Genomic DNA, 18517 nt, shown 5'->3' with positions numbered 1-18517 from the left:
CGCCACTCAGGAACAACGGAATCAGTGCATTTTCGATCGCCACACGACTAATTTCATCGGTTTGGGGTTGCAAGACCGACGAGGCTCGTGCACAGTGAACGACGTGGCGCCTTCCCGTAACAGTCCTGACAGATCCGGCACTCCGTCGATCGATTCCGTCTCCCTGGCGATCATCGAGCAGCTCCAGGAGGACGGCCGCCGTCCGTACGCCGCGATCGGCAAGGCCGTGGGCCTGTCGGAAGCGGCGGTGCGGCAGCGCGTACAGAAGCTGCTCGACCAAGGCGTGATGCAGATCGTCGCGGTCACCGACCCCCTCACGGTCGGTTTCCGGCGGCAGGCCATGGTCGGCATCAACGTCGAGGGTGACCTCGACCCCGTGGCCGACGCCCTGACGGTCATGGAAGAGGTCGAGTACGTCGTCATGACGGCAGGCTCCTTCGATCTCATCATCGAGATCGTCTGCGAGGACGACGATCACCTGCTGGAAATGATCAACAAGCGGATCCGCACGCTTCCCGGCGTCCGATCCACCGAGAGCTTCGTGTACCTCAAGCTCCGGAAGCAGACCTACACCTGGGGAACGAGATAGCAATGAGTCGCGACCTCTCCAAGACGGCTTACGACCACCTGTGGATGCACTTCACCCGCATGTCGTCGTACGAGAACGCCCCCGTGCCCACGATCGTGCGCGGCGAGGGCACCAACATCTACGACGACAAGGGCAAGCGCTACATCGACGGCCTCGCCGGCCTGTTCGTGGTCAACGCCGGCCACGGACGCGTCGAGCTCGCCGAGACCGCCTACAAGCAGGCGCAGGAGCTGGCCTTCTTCCCCGTGTGGTCCTACGCCCACCCCAAGGCCGTGGAGCTGGCCGAGCGGCTGGCCAACGAGGCGCCCGGCGACCTCAACAAGGTCTTCTTCACCACCGGCGGCGGCGAGGCGGTCGAGACCGCCTGGAAGCTGGCCAAGCAGTACTTCAAGCTCACCGGCAAGCCGATGAAGCACAAGGTGATATCCCGTGCCGTGGCCTACCACGGCACCCCGCAGGGCGCCCTGTCGATCACCGGTCTGCCGGGCCTCAAGGCCCCCTTCGAGCCGCTGGTCCCCGGCGCGCACAAGGTCCCCAACACCAACATCTACCGCGCCCCGATCCACGGCGACGACCCCGAGGCCTTCGGCCGCTGGGCCGCCGACCAGATCGAGCAGCAGATCCTCTTCGAGGGCCCGGAGACCGTCGCCGCGGTCTTCCTGGAGCCGGTGCAGAACGCCGGCGGCTGCTTCCCGCCGCCGCCCGGCTACTTCCAGCGGGTCCGCGAGATCTGCGACCGGTACGACGTGCTGCTCGTCTCCGACGAGGTCATCTGCGCCTTCGGCCGCCTCGGCACGACCTTCGCCTGTGACAAGTTCGGCTACGTCCCGGACATGATCACCTGCGCCAAGGGCATGACCTCGGGCTACTCCCCGATCGGCGCCTGCATCATCTCCGACCGCCTGGCCGAGCCGTTCTACAAGGGCGACAACACCTTCCTGCACGGCTACACCTTCGGCGGCCACCCGGTCTCCGCGGCGGTCGGCGTCGCCAACCTCGACATCTTCGAGCGCGAGGGCCTCAACCAGCACGTCCTCGACAACGAGGGCAACTTCCTGAGCACCCTCCACAAGCTGCACGACCTGCCGATCGTCGGCGACGTCCGCGGCAACGGCTTCTTCTACGGCATCGAACTCGTCAAGGACAAGACCACCAAGGAGTCCTTCAACGAGGAGGAGACCGAGCGCGTCCTGTACGGCTTCCTGTCCAAGGCGCTGTTCGACAACGGTCTCTACTGCCGCGCCGACGACCGTGGCGACCCGGTCATCCAGCTCGCCCCGCCGCTGGTCGCCGACCAGTCGGTCTTCGACGAGATCGAGCAGATCCTGCGCACGGTCCTCACCGAGGCCTGGGCCAAGCTCTGATCCCCCTCGGGCGTTCCGGCCCGCGTCTGCACAAGTGAACATCCAGCGGCCCAGATTCACTCACTTCAAGCCATACGAGTGAATCTGGGCCGTTGTGCTGCCAAGCGGCGAATACCGGGGGTCACCACTCCTTACCGTGCTTGTGACCGATACCCTCCGTGGTCGTTCACCCGGTCGGGGGAACGATTCGACGCCTACAACAAGAGGTGCGCAGATGGTGGCCCCGCCTGACAACGACGACGTTCTCTGGGCCCGCGGCCTGCACCACACCTACGGCGGCACCGCCGCCCTCGCGGGAGTCTCCGTCGGTGTCCGCGAGGGCGAGATCCTCGCCGTCACCGGCCCGCGCGGCAGCGGCAAGTCCACCCTCCTGAAATGTCTCTCCGGTCAACTCGTCCCGGCCGAGGGCGAGGTGTGGTTCAACAGCTCCCCCGTGCACACCCTCTCCTCCCCCAGCCGGGAGCGGCTGCGCCTGGACCGGTTCGGCTGGATCGACACCGAACCGCACCTCGTCGCCGAACTCACCGCCTGGGAGAACGCCGCCCTCCCCCTCCTGCTCCGTGGCACCGGCACCCGCTCCGCCAAGCACACCGCCCTCGAATGGCTGGACCGCCTCGACGTCGGCATGTGCGCGAACCGCCGCCCCGCGCAGCTCGACCAGTCCCAGCGGCAGCGCATCGCCATCGCCCGCGCGCTCGCCACCACCCCCCAGGTGCTGTTCGCCGACGAGCCGACCGCGCCGCTGCACCGCGCCGACGGCACCCAGGTGCTGCGCACCCTCACCACCGCGGCCCGCTCGCACCAGATCACCGTGGTCCTGGCGACCCATGACCCCGATGTCGCCACGCTCGCCGACCGGTCCCTGGCGCTCCTCGACGGCCACCAGTCGCACGGGGCGCCCGCCACCACCGGCTCCGACGACGAGGAAAGCAGGGCAGCGTGCTCGCTCTCCGTCTAGCCCGCGGCTCGCACCCCCTCGTCCAGCTGCGCCGGCTCTCCGTCACCGCCGCGGCGGCCGGCACCGGCTTCCTTCTGCTCTCCACCGTCGGCCATGCGGCCGGCCACCCGTCCGCGGCCGGCGAGTCCCTGGTGCGGCTGCTGTGGTGCGCGGCGCCGCTCGCCGCCACCGCCCAGTTCGCGGTGTCCACGGCCCGTACGGACCCCGCGGCCCGCCTCCAGCGCGGGATGACCGCCGCCGGTCTGGGACCGCTCCGCCTCACCCTGCTCGCCACCGCCTCCACCGCGCTGACCTGCTTCCTCGGTGTCCTGCTGGCCCTGCTCGCCTTCCTCCGGCTCCGCGGCGACCTCGGCTGGCCGGGTTACCCCGGCCGCCCGGACGGCCTCGGGATCGACGCCGACCTGCTCGGCGCCGGCCACCCCGTGCCGCTGGCCGGCGCCCTGCTGCTGCTGGCGACCGTGCCGCTGACCGCCGCGGTCGCGACCGCGGTCGCCCTGCGCCCCCGCACCGAGCCCGGCGCCCCCGAGGCCGAGGCCCGCCCCCGCACCGCGCCGCCCTCCGGCCTCCCGTGGGGCATCGCGCTGGCCGCGGCCGGCCTGGCGATCGAGGCGTACACCAGCCGCGGCGCCCATGCCCCCGGCGGACTGCTGCCGCTGCCCGGCCGGCTGGTCGGCAGCCCCCCGGGCGTACTCGCCGGCTGGGCGCTGTCGACCCTCGGCCTCGTGCTGGCGGGCCCCGGGCTGGTGCATCTGTGCGGCCGGCTGCTCTGCGCCGGCCGGCCCGGCGCCCTGCGTCTGCTGTCCGGACGAGTCCTCCAGGAGGAGTCGCACCGCCTCGGCCGCCCGCTCGGGGTGCTGTGTGCGGTGGCCTCCGCCGCGTACGCCGCGGTGAAGGTGTACGAGGCCTCGCCCGCCAGCCCGTTCGGACCGCTCACCGCCGTCGGCGCGGCCGTCGTGCTCGCCTGTGTCACCGCCAGCGCGCTGACCGCCGCGGTGGAATCGCGCTCGGCCCGCGCCCACACCACGGCGGCCCTGCGCCGCCTGGGCGCGTCCGCCTCCGTGCTGCACCGCGCCGCGGCCCTGCGCTTCCTGGCGCTGGTCCTCGTCCTCGCCCCGCTGACCTGGACCGTCGCGGAGATGGCAACGTTGCCGCTGGTGCGTTGAGGGTCCGGGGCCGGGGGCGGTCCGGAGCGGCGGCGGCGCGGTCCTAACATGACGGACGTGCTGTCGAATTCACCGCCACCGGCGTCCCGCCCCGCCCGCGCCCACAACGACCACCACGAGAGCGACGACCGGGAGATCGAGTCCCTGGAGGAGTTCGACCGCGTCGTCGCCTCCGGCGGCCTCGCCGGACACCGGGTCCAGTCGGTCGATCTGACGGACCGTACCTTCGCGCTGCTCGGCGCGGACACCACAGAATCGGTTTTCCTCGGCTGTGCCATGGAACCGGACGCCGCCGCCAAGGTGCGCGCCGGCGGCGCGCTGGTCTTCCCTCCGGTCCCGGGCCTGCCCTTCGATCCCTACCGGGGCGGTCTGTACGGCCCGGACGAGCTCTTCGAGGGGCTGGCCGACGACGGCTTCGACGCCACCCCGGACGCCCGCACCTACCGCTGGTACCAGGAGACGAAGTCGGACGGCGACATCTTCGCCTCCATGCTGCGCAGCATCCACGACGACGCGGTGTCCGACGCCCTGGACGAACACCTCGACGGCGCCCGGGTGGTGGGCATCATGGGCGGCCACGCCCTGGAGCGCGGCACCGCGGCCTACGCGGGCGCGGCCCGGCTCGGCCGCCGGCTCACCCGCGACGGGCTGACCGTCGCGACCGGCGGCGGCCCCGGCGCGATGGAGGCGGCGAACCTCGGGGCGTACGCCGCGCCCTTCGAGGACGGGATGCTCGACGCGGCGCTGGAACTCCTCGCCAAGACACCGCACTTCACCCCGTCCGTCACCGACTGGGCGCGGGCCGCCTTCGAGATACGGCAGGGGTGGCCCGGCGGTGGCGTCTCGGCCGGCATCCCCACCTGGTTCTACGGCCACGAGCCGCCGAACGCCTTCGCGTCCCACATAGCGAAGTACTTCGTCAACGCGGTGCGCGAGGACGGCCTGCTGGCGCGCTCCAACGCCGGTGTCGTGTTCCTGCCGGGCGCGGCCGGGACCGTACAGGAGATCTTCGACAACGCGACCCCGAACTACTACGGGTCGCGGGGCGAGCCGACCCCGATGGTGCTGGTGGACCGCGTGCACTGGACCGAGAAGCTCCCCGCCTGGCCGCTGCTCCAGGCGCTCGCCGCGGAGCGGCCCATGGCGGCCCGGATCGCGCTGGTCGACTCGGTGGACGAGGCCCCGGACGCGCTGGCCCGCCTCCGCACGCAGGCACCGGCCTGACCGGACGGCCGCCCGCCGCTTCCCGGCGCTGAGGAGCCGCGTCGCCGGTCCCATGGGCGCGCGACGCGACGGGTGTGCCACCGGAAGCAACTCCCGTCCGGAAATGCACGTCTGCCAGAAGGTAATGAACGCGTCATGCGGACAGCGGGCGAACGGAGCTCTTGGTGATCATCGGCCTTGTGACGGCCGTGGCGGCGTCGGCCTGCTACGGCACGGGATCGGTCCTGCAGGCGGTGGGCTCCCGTAAAGCCGCCCGCCAGGAGGCGGCCGAGTCCGCCGGCACCGGGGTCACCCAGCACGGCGGGCCCAGCCTGTCATCGACCGCGAAGGCGGCCGTGACCTGGGAGTTCATGGTGGGCACGGTGCTGGACTTCGTCGGTTTCGGGCTGGGCGCGCTGGCCGCCCGGATGCTGCCGCTGTTCCTCTCCCAGACCGTGATCAGCGCCAACCTGGTGATCACGGCCGTTCTGAGCATCCGGCTCCTGGGGCTGCGGCTCAACCGCGCCGAGTGGACCTCCATCGCGGTGGTCTGTTCGGCGCTGGTGCTGCTGGCCACCGCCGCGGGCGCGGAGGGCAGCGGCCACACCCCGATCGCCGCACACTGGTGGCTGCTCGTCGCCTCCGTGGTGCTCATCGGTGGCGGCACCCTGATCGTGCGGCTGCTCGGGGGGCGGGCCGCGATCCTGGCCGGTCTGCTCTCCGGCCTGGGCTTCGGTGCGCTCGGCGTCGGCGTACGGGTGCTGAACGGCGTGGACCCCTTCGATCTGCCGGCGCTGCTCGGCGACCCCGCCCTGTACGCGATCCTCGTCGCCGGTATCGGCGGCATGTATCTGCACACCGTCGCCCTGCAGATCGGCTCGGTGAACGGTGCCACGGCGGCGCTGGTGGTGGGCGAGACGGTGGTCCCCGGGATTCTCGGGGTGCTGTGGCTGGGTGACGCGTCCCGTCCGGGCTTCGCCTGGGTCGCCGTCCTCGGCTTCGTGGTGGCGGTGGCCGGGGCGGTCGCGGTCGCCTGGTTCGGCGAGCCGGAACCGGAGCCGGGCGCCCCGCGGGCCGGGGCCACGGAGGCCGGGGCGACGGAGGCCGGCGAGCTGCCCGCGGAGGCCGCGGCCCGCTGAGGCGTCGTCAGCCCTCCGGGCCGGAGGCGTCCAGCACCACCACGTCCTGCGCCTGGAAGGCGATGCCCACCCGCTCGCCCACTTCGGGCGCGTCCCGCAGTGCGCAGGCCGCCTCCATCTGCGGTCCGGCGGCCGGCCGGAGCAGCAGCGCGACATGGGTGCCGCGGAAGGTGCGGGATGCGACCGTGCAGGGCAGGCCGTCCGGGGCGGCCGTGAGCCGGACCCCGGCCGGGCGGACCAGCAGCCGGCAGGGCCCGTCCGGGGTGGCCGCGGGCACCGGCACCTTCCCCCAGGGGGTGGCGGCGGCGTCCCCCTGCACCGTCGCCCCGACCACGTTGTCGAAGCCGAGGAAACGGGCGACGAACTCGGTGGCGGGCTGCTGCCAGACCTCCAGCGGGGTGCCGGACTGCGCGACCCGGCCGTCCTGCATCACCACCACCCGGTCCGCGAGCGCGAAGGCCTCGCCCTGGTCGTGCGTGACGGCCAGTACGGTCGTGCCCAACTCGTGGAAGAGCCGCCGGAGTTCGGCCACCAGCCGTTCGCGCAGCCCGCGGTCGAGCTGGCCGAGGGGCTCGTCCAGCATCAGCAGCCGGGGGCGCGGGGCCAGGGCGCGGGCCAGGGCGACCCGCTGCTGTTCGCCGCCGGACAGAGACGCCACGGCGCGCCGCTCGGCGCCCGGCAGCCCGACGAGGTCCAGCAGTTCGGCGACCGTACGCTCCCGGTCGCTCCGCGGGGCGCGCCGCATCCGCAGCCCGAAGGCGACGTTCCCCGCGACATCGCGCTGCGGGAAGAGCTGGTGGTCCTGGAACATCAGGCCGACCCCACGCCGGTGCGCCGGCACGCCCGACTGGTCCCGCCCCTCCAGCAACACCTGCCCCGCGTCGGCCTGTTGGAGCCCGGCGACGACGCGCAACAGCGTGGACTTGCCGCTGCCGCTGGGCCCCAGGACGCACACGATCTCCCGCGCGGCGACGTCCAGGTCGACCGCGTCCAGCGCGGGCCGCCCGCCGGCGCCGAAGCGGACGGTCACCCCGCCCAGCCGCAGCAGTTCCTGTGCCGTGCTCCCGGCCCGTGCCGTCATCTAGAACTCCCCGGATCGGTCGAGGGGGCGCAGGCGCTCCAGTATGAGCAGCGCGGCGGCGCACACCACCATCAGAAGGGTCGACAAGGCCATCGCCTGCCCGTAGTTGAGCTCCCCCGCACGTCCCAGCAGCCGGGCCACGGCCACCGGAAGGGTCGGCTGGTCCGGCCGCGCGATGAACACCGTCGCGCCGAACTCACCGAGCGACACGGCGAAGGCGAAGCCCGCGGCGATCAGCAGCGCACGCCGCACCATCGGCAGGTCGACCTCGCGCCACACCTGCCAGGGCGAGGCGCCGAGCACGGCGGCCGCCTCCCGCAGCCGCCCGTCGACCGCCCGCAGCACCGGCAGCATCGTCCGGACCACGAATGGCACCCCGACCAGGGCCTGGGCGAGCGGGACCAGCCACCACGAGGCACGCAGATCGAGCGGCGGCTCGTCGAGGGTGATCAGGAAGCCGAACCCCACGGTCACCGCCGAGACGCCCAGCGGCAGCATCAGCAGCGCGTCGAAGCCGCGGACGAACCGGCTGACCACGGGGGTCCGCCCGGACGGTCCGCGGCGCAGCCGGGGCAGGGCCAGGGCGGCGGCCGCCAGTCCGCCCACCACCAGGGCGATGGCGGTGGCCGCGGCCCCGTAGGCGAGGGAGTTCCACAGGGCGTCGAGGGGGGCGACGGCGAAGGTGCTGTCGGCGCGCGCGGCGGAGCGCAGCGAGGCGTAGAAGACCGTTCCGTAGCCGTCCGGCCCGGCGAACGACCGCTCCACGAGCACCAGCAGCGGCACGACGAGCAGGACGGCGATGACCGCGAGCGTCCCCCACAGCAGCGCCCACTGGCCGGGGCCGCGCGGCCGGCGGGCGGTGCGCGCCGCGTCCACCAGCCGCAGTGCGGACTCCCGGCGGCGCACGGTCCAGGCGTGCAGCGCCAGTACGCCCAGCACCGCGCCGAACTGGACCAGGGTGAGTACGGCGGCCGTCGGCAGATCCAGGTAGTCCGCGGTCTGCCGGTAGATCTCCACCTCCAGCGTCGAGAAGGTGGGGCCGCCGAGGATCTGCACCACCCCGAAGGAGGTGAAGGTGAACAGAAAGACCATCAGGGCGGCGGCCGCGACGGCCGGGCCCAGCGCGGGCAGCGTCACCCGCCGCCAGGCCTCGAACCGCCCGGCTCCCAGCACCCGCGCCGCCTCTTCCTGCCGCGGGTCGAGCTGCCCCCAGAGCCCGCCGACGGTCCGTACGACGACGGCGTAGTTGAAGAAGACATGTGCCAGCAGGATCGCCCACACCGAGGTGTCCAGCCGCACGCCCCACAGGTCGTCCAGCAGCCCGCCCCGCCCGAGGAGGGCGAGGAAGGCCGAGCCGACCACCACGGTGGGCAGCACGAACGGCACCGCCACGACCGCCCGCAGCAGCTGTTTGCCGGGGAAGTCGAAGCGCGCGAAGACATAGGCGCCGGGCACCGCGATCAGCAGCGTCAGCCCGGTGGAGGCCGCCGCCTGCCAGACGGTGAACCACAGCACCTGGGCGACATCCGGGTCGCTCAGCACGGCTCCGAACCGGCCGAGCTGCCACTGCCCGCCGTCCTTGAGCCCGCGTCCGACGATCGCCAGCACGGGATAGGCGAAGAACAGCGCGAAGAAGGCGCACGGCACCGCCATCAGGCCGAGCCGCACCGCCGTCCCCCGCGCGGGCCTGCCCCGCCGGGCCCCCGTGACCTCCGCGGGCGTTACTTCAGAACGAGCGAGGTCCACTGCTTGATCCACTGTTCACGGTTCTTGGTGATCGCCCCGGGCGCCAGCGTGTTGGGCTGGTCGATCGTCGTGCCGTACTTGGTGAACAGCTCGGGCACCTCGGCATCCTTGCGAGCCGGGTTGACGAACATCTGCAGCGGCACGTCCTCCTGGAACTGCTTGCTCAGCAGGAAGTCCAGCAGCGCCTTGCCGCCCTTCTCGTTCTTCGCACCCTTGAGCAGACCGCCGAACTCGATCTGCCGGAAGCAGGTGCCGGCCGCGACACCGGTCGGTGCCTCCTTGGGCGCGGGCTTCTTGCCGAGCACCTCGGCGGGCGGGCTGGAGGCGTAGGAGACCACCAGCGGCTTGTCGCCCTTGCCCTTGCCGGCCGCGGAGCCGGAGAAGCGGTCGTTGTAGGCCTGCTCCCAGCCGTCGACGACCTCGACGCCGTTGGCCTTGAGCTTCTTCCAGTAGCTCTGCCAGCCCTTCTCGCCGTACTTCGCGACGGTGGCGAGCTGGAAGGCGAGGCCCGGGGAGGAGGTGGCGGCGTTCTCCGTGACCAGCAGCCCCTTGTAGCGGGGTTCGAGGAGATCGTCGAAGGTCTTCGGCGGCGCGGTCTTGTGCCGGTCGAAGTAGCCGCGGTCGTAGTTGACGCAGATGTCGCCGTAGTCGAGCGGCGTCACCCGGTGCTCGCCCTTGTCGAGCTGCAGCTCCGCGGGGACCTTGTCCAGCCCCTTGGCCTCGTACGGGCTGAAGAGGCCCTCGTCCAGACCGCGTGAGAGCAGGGTGTTGTCGATGCCGAAGAGCACGTCGCCCTGGGGGTTGCCCTTGGACAGCACGGCCTGGTTCACGGCCTTGCCGGCGTCCCCGCCCCGCAGGGTCTTCACCTTGTAGCCGCTCTCCTTCTCGAAGGCGGCGAGGACGGACTTCGAGACCTGGAACGAGTCATGGCTGACGAGCGTGACGGTCTTGGCATCCGCGCCCGCGCCACCCTGGCCACCGCACGCGGCGAGCGCGGTCATGCCGACCGCGGCGGCGACGGCGGTCGCGGCGATCCTTCTGGTGGTGCTCACTGATTTCCTCCTGGCTGGCCAGGAAGAGACGCGGCCCTGCCCCGGGTCCGCGGCTCCGTCGTACGTGGACGTACCGGAAGCGGCCCGGGGCAGGGCGCAACAGCATGAGTGACGACCGAACTTCCTACCCGGAATGACCCGGGCGAGGTTCAAGGGTCTGCGGGCACCGTGTGACGACGACGCTTCCGCACTCTCAGCGCTGTGGCGCTCCCCTGTCGGAATGTGTATGTGTTCGACCACACCGTACCAGCGGGGCGGTCAGCGCTCCGAGGCCGCGAGCTGCCCGCAGGCGCCGTCGATCTCCTGGCCGCGGGTGTCGCGGACGGTCACCGGCACCCCGTGCGCCTCGATGGCCCGGACGAACGCCCGCTCGTCCTCGGGGCGCGAGGCGGTCCACTTCGAGCCGGGCGTCGGGTTCAGCGGAATGAGGTTCACATGGACCCGCTTGCCCTTCAGCAGCCGGCCCAGCAGGTCACCGCGCCACGCCTGGTCGTTGATGTCCCGGATCAGCGCGTACTCGATGGAGATCCGGCGGCCTGACTTCTCGGCGTACTCCCACGCCGCGTCCAGCACCTCCCGCACCTTCCAGCGCGTGTTGACGGGTACCAGGGTGTCCCGCAGCTCGTCGTCCGGCGCGTGCAGGGAGACCGCCAGCCGGCACTTGAAGCCCTCGTCCGCGAACCGCAGCATCGCCGGCACCAGGCCGACCGTGGAGACGGTGATCCCCCGCTGCGACAGGCCCAACCCGTCCGGCTCGGGGTCGGTCAGCCGCCGGATCGCGCCGACCACCCGCTTGTAGTTGGCCAGCGGCTCGCCCATCCCCATGAAGACGATGTTCGACAGCCGCGCGGGACCGCCCGGCACCTCGCCGTCGCGCAGCGCACGCATCCCGTCGACGATCTGGTGCACGATCTCGGCGGTCGAGAGGTTGCGGTCCAGCCCGGCCTGGCCGGTGGCGCAGAACGGGCAGTTCATCCCGCAACCGGCCTGCGAGGAGATGCACATCGTGACCCGGTCCGGGTAGCGCATCAGCACCGACTCGACGAGCGTCCCGTCGTGCAGCTTCCACAGCGTCTTGCGCGTGGTGTCGTCATCGCACGAGATGTGCCGCATCACCGTCATCAGCTCCGGCAGCAGCTCACTCGCCAGCTTCTCGCGCGCCGCCGCCGGGATGTCGGTCCACTGCGCCGGGTCGTGCGCATAGCGGGCGAAGTAGTGCTGCGACAACTGCTTGGCGCGAAACGGCTTCTCCCCGATCGCGGCCACCGCTTCACGACGCTCGACGGGGCTGAGATCGGCAAGGTGCCGCGGCGGCTTCTTGGCCCCGCGCGGCGCGACGAAAGTGAGTTCTCCGGGTGCAGGCATGGTGGGTCCAGTGTGGCAGATCATCTGAGGAGCCCCAGGCCGGAGCCCTGAGAGCACGGTCACCCGCGGAGGCCGGTCCATCGGCGAGGGCAGGACCGAGTCCGTCCCCGCCGGCGGGCGGTCCGCACATGGAGAAGGGCAGGGAGAGGAATCCCTCTCCCTGCCCTCACCGTGACAACCCCGCGCTCAGCCGGCTCCGACGAGGACCACGAACAGCAGCCAGACCACGGGCGCGGTCGGCAGCAGCGAGTCGAGCCGGTCCATGATGCCGCCGTGACCGGGGAGCAGGGTGCCCATGTCCTTGATCCCGAGGTCCCGCTTGATCATGGATTCGCCGAGGTCACCGAGGGTCGCGCTGCCCGCGACGGCGAGGCCGAGCAGCAGGCCCTGCCACCAGGCGCCGTCCGTGATCAGGAACTCCATGCACAGCGCGCCGGCCACCATCGCGAAGAGCACCGCGCCGACGAGTCCCTCGCGGGTCTTGCCGGGGCTGATGCGCGGGGCGAGCTTGTGCTTGCCGAACCGCCAGCCGACCGCGTACGCGCCGGTGTCGCTGACGACCGTCAGCAGCAGGAACGTCAGCACCCGCTGCGGCCCGTCGGACTCCGCCGCGAGCATCAGCGCCACGAACGTCGCGAGGAACGGCACGTAGAACGCGGCGAACACACCGGCGGTGACGTCCCGCAGATAGTTCTCCGGCGCCTCGGTCATCCGCCACACCAGCACCGCGAGCGCGGTGAGCGCCATCGCCACCCAGGCGCCCTCGGCGCCGCGGACGTATCCGGCGACCACCATGGCGGTGCCGCCGACCGCGAGCGGCACCAGCGGCACCCGGATGTCCTTGCGCTCCGCCAGCCGCGAGGTCAGCTCCCACAGGCCCACGACCACGGCGATCGCTATCACGCCGATGAAGACGGGCTTGTAGACGAAGAGCGACGCCAGAATGACCGCGCCGAGACCGACGCCGACCCCTATGGCGGCGGGCAGATTACGGCCCGCGCTCTTCTTCTTCGGCTTCTCTGGGTCCGACGAGCTGTCGGACCCGGAAAGAGAGGTGGGCATGGGCTCCTGCGGCTTTTCGTCGCGGAACAGGGGGCCGCTCCGTCGAGCAGCCCCCCGGTCGTCCAGGTGATCCCGGCTATCCCGGATGTCCCGATGTTCCCGGTTGTCATCCTGGTGTCCGCCTTGCCCGGGCACAAAGGGCATGGGCCGAGTCTGCGCCGCATCGCCCCAGTCGTACACCGGACCCGCCGGGGCGGGGGGCGCCGACCCGCGCAGCGAGGGGGCCGGGCCGTGATCGGGCGGTCCCCATTGACCGGCGCCGGGCGGGGCCCCCCAGGAAGACTCGTTCATCAGACCTCGAGGAGCTCGGATTCCTTGTGCTTGAGCAGCTCGTCCACCTGCGCGACGTACTTCGCGGTGGTGTCGTCGAGCTCCTTCTCGGCGCGGCGCACCTCGTCCTCGCCGCTCTCCTTGTCCTTGACCAGCTTGTCGAGGGTCTCCTTGGCCTTGCGCCGGACGCTGCGGATCGAGATCTTCGCGTCCTCGCCCTTGTTCTTGGCGACCTTGATGAACTCCTTGCGGCGCTCCTCGGTCAGCTCCGGGAACGTCACTCGGATGATGTTGCCGTCGTTGCTCGGGTTGACGCCGAGGTCGGAGTCGCGGATGGCCTGCTCGATGTTGCGCAGCGCGCTCTTGTCGAACGGGGTCACCACGGCCATCCGCGGCTCGGGCACCGAGAACGACGCCAGCTGGTTGATCGGCGTCATGGCACCGTAGTAGTCCGCCACGATCTTGTTGAACATCGCCGGGTGCGCACGCCCGGTGCGAATCGCGGCGAAGTCCTCCTTGGCGACCACGACGGCCTTCTCCATCTTCTCCTCGGCCTCGAGGAGGATCTCTTCGATCACCACTTGCTCCTGGTCTTTTCGGTAAGAAGCAGAGCCTCGCCCCTGCCGCGCGTCTTCTCCTGCACGGTGTCCGACCGGCAGGCCGTTGTCCATCCCCGTACCGGGGTGTTACCCCGGTAGGGCGTTGCCGCCCGTGCGGGCCGATGCCCGTACGGAATCACGGCAGTTGAGGCCGTCAGGCCCGGGTGTCCTGATCGCTGACGAGCGTGCCGATCTTCTCACCCTTCACCGCGCGCGCGATGTTGCCCTCGGCGAGCAGTTCGAACACGAGGATCGGGAGCTTGTTGTCCCGGCACAGCGTGATGGCGGTGGCGTCGGCGACCTTCAGGTCGCGGGTGATCACCTCGCCGTATTCGAGGGCGTCGAACTTCACCGCGTCCGGGTTCTTCTTGGGGTCGGAGTCGTAGACGCCGTCCACCCCGTTCTTGCCCATCAGCATGGCCTCGGCGTCGATCTCCAGGGCGCGCTGGGCGGCGGTGGTGTCGGTGGAGAAGTACGGCATGCCCATACCGGCGCCGAAGATGACGACCCGGCCCTTCTCCAGGTGGCGCACCGCGCGCAGCGGAATGTACGGCTCCGCGACCTGGCCCATGGTGATGGCCGTCTGGACGCGGGAGTCGATGCCCTCCTTCTCCAGGAAGTCCTGGAGGGCCAGACAGTTCATGACCGTGCCGAGCATGCCCATGTAGTCGGAGCGGGCCCGGTCCATACCGCGCTGCTGGAGTTCGGCGCCGCGGAAGAAGTTTCCGCCGCCGATCACGATGGCGATCTCGTAGCCGTCGCGCACCACGGCGGCGATCTCGCGGGCCATCGCGTGCACGACGTCGGGGTCGACGCCCAGTCCCCCGCCGCCGGCGAACGCTTCGCCCGACAGCTTCAGCAGGAAGCGTCGCCTGCCGCCGTGACCGGCATGGTCTGTGTGCGCGCCGTCGGCACCGTGAATCATTGAGCTCTCCTCGTGCACATACGAAGAAGGCCACTGCCGTGGGTCTGGTCCAGATCCCTCTGCGGCAATGGCCTCCTCGTCACATCTGCGGCCGGCCGTTGAGCGGCCGACTGCGTACGACCCTAGCGGGGTCGTAGGTCATTCGCTGCCTTCGCGACAGGCTCAGATGCCGACCTTGATGCGCGCGAAGCGCTTCAGGGTGACACCGGCCTCCTGGAGGACCTTCTCGACGGACTTCTTGTTGTCGAGCGCGTACGGCTGGCCGAGCAGCGTCGCGTCCTTGAAGAAGCCGTTGAGGCGACCCTCGACGATCTTCGGAAGAGCGGCCTCGGGCTTGCCCTCGGCGCGGGTGGTCTCCTCGGCGACGCGGCGCTCGGCCTCGACGACCTCGGCCGGCACGTCGTCCTTGGCGAGGTACTTCGGGGCGAACGCGGCGATGTGCTGCGCGATGCCCTTGGCGACCTCGGCGTTCTCCTTGTCGAGCTCGACGAGGACACCGATCTGCGGGGGAAGGTCGGGCATGGTGCGGTGCATGTACACCGACACGTAGCCGTCGGAGAACTGCGCGAAGCGGTCCAGGACGATCTTCTCGCCCAGGGTGGCGTTGGCCTCGTCGACGAACGCCTGGACGGTCTTGCCGGCCTCGATCTCGGAGGCGAGCAGGGCCTCGATGTCGGCCGGGGAGGTCTTCGCGACGTGCGCGGCGATCTCGTTGGCGACGGCCTGGAACTTCTCGCCCTTGGCGACGAAGTCCGTCTCGCACTTCAGCTCGACGATGACACCGGAGGCGTTGTCGTCGGCGACGAGGGAGACCACCGCACCGTTCTCGGCGGAACGGCCCTCGCGCTTGGCGACGCCCTTCTGGCCCTTGATGCGCAGCGCCTCGACGGCCTTGTCGACGTTGCCCTCGGCCTCGTCCAGGGCCTTCTTGCAGTCCATCATGCCGGCGCCGGTGAGCTCGCGGAGCTCCTTGACGTCAGCGGCGGTGTAGTTCGCCATGGTCTGTGAATCTCTTCTCGAAATCTCGAAGTCGAAAGATCTACGGGTGGACGGCGGGGGCGGCGCTCGTGGCGCCCTCCCCCGCCGTCATCAGCCGGATGCTGCGGGTCAGGCCTGCTCGGCGTCCGCGGCCGGCTTCTCGGCCTCGGCGGCGGGGGCCTCAGCAGGCTTCTCCTCGGCCTTGGGGGCCTCGTCGTCAGCCTTCTTCTCGCCCTCGAGCAGGTCGCGCTCCCACTCGGCCAGCGGCTCGGCGGCAGCCTTGTCGCCGGGCTTCTGGTCGCCGGTGGCGGCGCCGGAGCGGGCGATGAGCCCCTCGGCGACGGCGTCGGCGATCACGCGGGTGAGCAGGGTGACGGAGCGGATCGCGTCGTCGTTGCCCGGGATCTTGTAGTCGACCTCGTCCGGGTCGCAGTTGGTGTCGAGGATCGCGACGACCGGGATGTTGAGCTTGCGCGCCTCACCGACGGCGATGTGCTCCTTCTTGGTGTCCACGATCCAGACGGCGCTGGGCACCTTCTGCATCTCGCGGATACCGCCGAGGGTCTTCTCCAGCTTGGCCTTCTCGCGGGAGAGGACGAGGAGCTCCTTCTTGGTGAGGCCGGAGGCGGCCACATCCTCGAAGTCGATCTGCTCGAGCTCCTTCAGGCGCTGCAGGCGCTTGTAGACGGTCGAGAAGTTGGTCAGCATGCCGCCGAGCCAGCGCTGGTTCACGTAGGGCATGCCCACGCGGGTCGCCTGCTCGGCAATGGCCTCCTGGGCCTGCTTCTTCGTGCCGACGAACATGACCGAGCCGCCGTGGGCGACGGTCTCCTTGACGAACTCGTAGGCGCGGTCGATGTACGACAGCGACTGGAGCAGGTCGATGATGTAGATGCCGTTGCGCTCGGTGAAGATGAAGCGCTTCATCTTCGGGTTCCAGCGGCGGGTCTGGTGCCCGAAGTGGACGCCGCTCTCCAGCAGCTCCCGCATCGTGACGACGGCCATGGCCGTACTCCTTGTTGTTCTCGGTTCCACTGCGGCCGGTCGGCCGCGGTGCCTGACGCCCCGACGCGCCTGCCGGGGAAGACACCTTGCGGAGCCGTCCGAGGACCGAGGGGCGCGGCCGTCGTGCTGCCCGAACGGGACTGGTGCACTGACGGCGGGGCGTGCGAAGTCGACCCGGTGACCCGGATCGCCACCAGAAGTGTACGGGACGGCCGATGCACCGGGCGACACGCTCCTTTTCGAGCCCCGCACGAGTGACACCGTTGTCCACAACCGGCCCCTCATCCACAGCTCCCGACCAAGATCCCCACGCAGCACAGCGCGTGCGTCACCGTCGGCACATGCGACGTGACAACGGACGAAATCAAGGCGGGAGCGAGAGCTTTGGGGGCTTCGACGGGGGTGGGGGGTGCGGGCGGCCTTGGCCGACCTCCCCGCTCTGCTCGCCGTTCCCAGCACCGCGAGCAGCCGGCCGGCGGCTTTCCGGGGATGACAGGAGACGGGTGCATGAGGGGGAGACCTTTCCTGCTTCCCAAGGCCAAGCCGGCTGCCGGCTTCGGTCCCCGGCCCGGTTCGGGCTGCCGGCCCGGTTCGGGCTCCCCGCCCGGTTCCACTGCCCTTCTTTCCGGCTTCGGGGCCGGGTGCGGGCCCGGGGCCGGGTGCGGGACCAGGTGCGGCCGGGGTCCAGCTTCCAGCCGTCCGGGCCCATCCCTCCGGCACGGCACCGAGGTCCAAAGGGCTACGGCCCGAGCTGCTTCTTCCCCGCCCGCGCGGCGGGCGCACTCCTCGCCCCAACGGCAGCCGCGATCCTCACACTCGTCATTCCGACACTCGCGGCCACTACCGCTCCGTCTCTGGCCACAGCGGCAGAGCAAACGACGGTCCGTGGGGCACAGCACAGGGCGGAGCGCGGGCTCGGGTTGGGACGGGCGGCGAGTGTTGTGGTGGAGCGGAGCTCGGACCGGATGGCGGATGCGGAACGCGGCGAGACGGTGAGGCGCGCCAAGGGCGTGTCGCCTGCGGCACGTGCTGCGCCGCCGTCCGCTGAGGACAGATCGTGGCCGGTGGGAGGCCCCGTGGGCATCCAGCCCACGGTGATCCGGGGCTGGGACCCGCCTCCTTCCCCCTGGGCCGCGGGACACCGCGGGGTGGACCTGGCCGCATCCGCCGGTGCCGTCGTGCGCGCCGCGGCGCCGGGCCGGGTGACCTACGCGGGGACCGTCGCCGGCCGCGGCGTCCTGACCCTCGAGGTGTCCCGCTCGGGCCGTCCCCCCTTACGCACCACCTACGAACCCGTACGCTCCACGGTCCGGAAAGGTCAGCGCGTCACAGCAGGCCAGCCGGTCGCCGTCCTGCAACGCGGCGGCCCCTTCCACTGCCGGGAGCCCTGCCTCCACTGGGGCCTGCGCCGCGGCAAGACCTACCTGGACCCGCTGTCCCTGCTGCCCCGCAGCATGCTCCGCGGCGGCCCCTCCCGACTCCTGCCGATCATCGGAGTGCCGGTACCCACGGGCGACCACAGCGTTCCCCAGCCCCCGGAACAACCGGAGCCAACAGCTCACCCAGAAACACAGGAACCGACAGCTCAGGAAAGAAGCCCGGCACCGACAGCAGCTGCCCTCCTGCAAGCGGCAGCCCTCGCAGCCGTAGCGACCTGGGCATGCGGCCGACTCCCCTCGGCTCGCACTGCGGAAAGCAAGGAGGGCACACGAAGGCGGCGGGGCCGGCGCTGGGCCTCGCGCACGCTCCGGCGAGGTGGTGAGGGAACGCGACATGGCTGTGATCGCGACGGGCAGATGATCGCGGCACGGTGAGCGCAACCGGCTCAGCGAGGCGGTCGTGACGTCCACACCGGCAACGGCGCACACGCCCAGGCCCAGCCGCAGCTGACGCAAGCCGCACGCCGGCGCCACATCGCTGCGGGCTGCGGGCTGCGGGCTGCGGGCTGCGGGCTGCGGGCTGCGGGCTGCGGGCTGCGGGCTGCGGGCTGCGGGCTGCGGGCTGCGGGCTGCGGGCTG

Annotated in this window: 16 protein-coding genes and 1 riboswitch; of the genes, 7 read left to right on the top strand and 9 right to left on the bottom strand. The window is 71.2% G+C overall.

Translation table 11 applies throughout. From position 1 onward, the window contains the following. Positions 1-103 precede the first annotated feature (103 nt). From ACFW5B_RS10345 to ACFW5B_RS10320, 6 genes are all read left to right on the top strand, one after another. Positions 104-589: an Lrp/AsnC family transcriptional regulator gene (locus tag ACFW5B_RS10345; RefSeq protein ID WP_386436189.1), complete on the top strand. Its 486-nt coding sequence runs from the start codon at positions 104-106 to the stop codon at positions 587-589. Positions 590-591: 2 nt separating this feature from the next. Continuing rightward, on the top strand, positions 592-1953 hold the full coding sequence (locus tag ACFW5B_RS10340) for an aspartate aminotransferase family protein (protein ID WP_386436186.1): 1362 nt from the start codon (positions 592-594) through the stop codon (positions 1951-1953). Positions 1954-2167: 214 nt separating this feature from the next. Continuing rightward, on the top strand, positions 2168-2911 hold the full coding sequence (locus tag ACFW5B_RS10335) for an ABC transporter ATP-binding protein (RefSeq protein WP_386436183.1): 744 nt from the start codon (positions 2168-2170) through the stop codon (positions 2909-2911). After that, positions 2893-4074, top strand: a complete 1182-nt coding sequence (locus tag ACFW5B_RS10330) for a hypothetical protein (RefSeq protein WP_386436180.1) — start codon at positions 2893-2895, stop codon at positions 4072-4074. The genes ACFW5B_RS10335 and ACFW5B_RS10330 overlap by 19 nt, the downstream gene beginning before the upstream one ends. 57 nt (positions 4075-4131) lie before the next feature. Beyond that, entirely contained in the window at positions 4132-5298 is a 1167-nt protein-coding gene (locus ACFW5B_RS10325) for a Rossmann fold nucleotide-binding protein (protein WP_386436177.1), read from the top strand. A 164-nt stretch (positions 5299-5462) separates the two neighbouring features. Further along, positions 5463-6416 carry a hypothetical protein gene (locus ACFW5B_RS10320; protein ID WP_386436174.1) on the top strand — a complete coding sequence of 318 codons (954 nt, stop codon included), beginning with the start codon at positions 5463-5465 and terminating at the stop codon, positions 6414-6416. Between the two features lie 7 nt (positions 6417-6423). On the opposite strand, the gene ACFW5B_RS10315 is transcribed toward ACFW5B_RS10320, so the two are convergent. The 9 genes from ACFW5B_RS10315 to rpsB all read right to left on the bottom strand — a co-directional run bounded on the left by ACFW5B_RS10315 (position 6424) and on the right by rpsB (position 16499). Then, positions 6424-7497 carry an ABC transporter ATP-binding protein gene (locus ACFW5B_RS10315; RefSeq protein ID WP_386436171.1) on the bottom strand — a complete coding sequence of 358 codons (1074 nt, stop codon included), beginning with the start codon at positions 7495-7497 and terminating at the stop codon, positions 6424-6426. Continuing rightward, the gene (locus tag ACFW5B_RS10310; protein ID WP_386436168.1) at positions 7498-9243 is read right to left on the bottom strand and encodes an ABC transporter permease; all 1746 of its coding nucleotides are present in this window, start codon (positions 9241-9243) and stop codon (positions 7498-7500) included. Then, complete coding sequence (locus ACFW5B_RS10305) at positions 9219-10295, bottom strand: thiamine ABC transporter substrate binding subunit (protein WP_386436166.1); 1077 nt, start codon at positions 10293-10295, stop codon at positions 9219-9221. The genes ACFW5B_RS10310 and ACFW5B_RS10305 overlap by 25 nt, the downstream gene beginning before the upstream one ends. A 103-nt stretch (positions 10296-10398) precedes the next feature. Then, a riboswitch (TPP riboswitch) is annotated at positions 10399-10519 on the bottom strand. A 34-nt stretch (positions 10520-10553) separates the two neighbouring features. Next, positions 10554-11660 (bottom strand): 23S rRNA (adenine(2503)-C(2))-methyltransferase RlmN, encoded by a 1107-nt coding sequence (gene rlmN / locus ACFW5B_RS10300; protein WP_386436163.1) that lies wholly within the window; start codon positions 11658-11660, stop codon positions 10554-10556. Positions 11661-11846: 186 nt separating this feature from the next. Then, positions 11847-13013 (bottom strand): phosphatidate cytidylyltransferase, encoded by a 1167-nt coding sequence (locus ACFW5B_RS10295; RefSeq protein ID WP_386436161.1) that lies wholly within the window; start codon positions 13011-13013, stop codon positions 11847-11849. Continuing rightward, positions 13013-13570, bottom strand: a complete 558-nt coding sequence (frr, locus tag ACFW5B_RS10290) for a ribosome recycling factor (protein WP_006602824.1) — start codon at positions 13568-13570, stop codon at positions 13013-13015. Before frr ends, ACFW5B_RS10295 begins: the two co-directional genes overlap by 1 nt. Positions 13571-13745: 175 nt before the next feature. Beyond that, on the bottom strand, positions 13746-14516 hold the full coding sequence (pyrH, locus tag ACFW5B_RS10285) for a UMP kinase (protein WP_018087130.1): 771 nt from the start codon (positions 14514-14516) through the stop codon (positions 13746-13748). Between the two features lie 162 nt (positions 14517-14678). After that, positions 14679-15515 carry a translation elongation factor Ts gene (gene tsf, locus ACFW5B_RS10280; protein WP_386436156.1) on the bottom strand — a complete coding sequence of 279 codons (837 nt, stop codon included), beginning with the start codon at positions 15513-15515 and terminating at the stop codon, positions 14679-14681. Between the two features lie 108 nt (positions 15516-15623). Further along, positions 15624-16499 carry a 30S ribosomal protein S2 gene (rpsB, locus tag ACFW5B_RS10275; protein ID WP_386436153.1) on the bottom strand — a complete coding sequence of 292 codons (876 nt, stop codon included), beginning with the start codon at positions 16497-16499 and terminating at the stop codon, positions 15624-15626. A gap of 215 nt (positions 16500-16714) precedes the next feature. On the opposite strand from rpsB, the gene ACFW5B_RS10270 reads away from it, so the two are divergent. Beyond that, positions 16715-18313, top strand: coding sequence for a peptidoglycan DD-metalloendopeptidase family protein (locus ACFW5B_RS10270; protein WP_386436150.1), 1599 nt, complete (start codon positions 16715-16717; stop codon positions 18311-18313). The last annotated feature ends 204 nt before the right edge of the window (positions 18314-18517 follow it).

It is taken from the genome of Streptomyces sp. NPDC058773 (assembly GCF_042746015.1).
In the GTDB taxonomy this organism is placed as follows: Bacteria; Actinomycetota; Actinomycetes; order Streptomycetales; family Streptomycetaceae; genus Streptomyces.
Note: the sequence above shows the minus strand (reverse complement) of the source record. Positions and strands in the feature narration are given on the sequence as shown.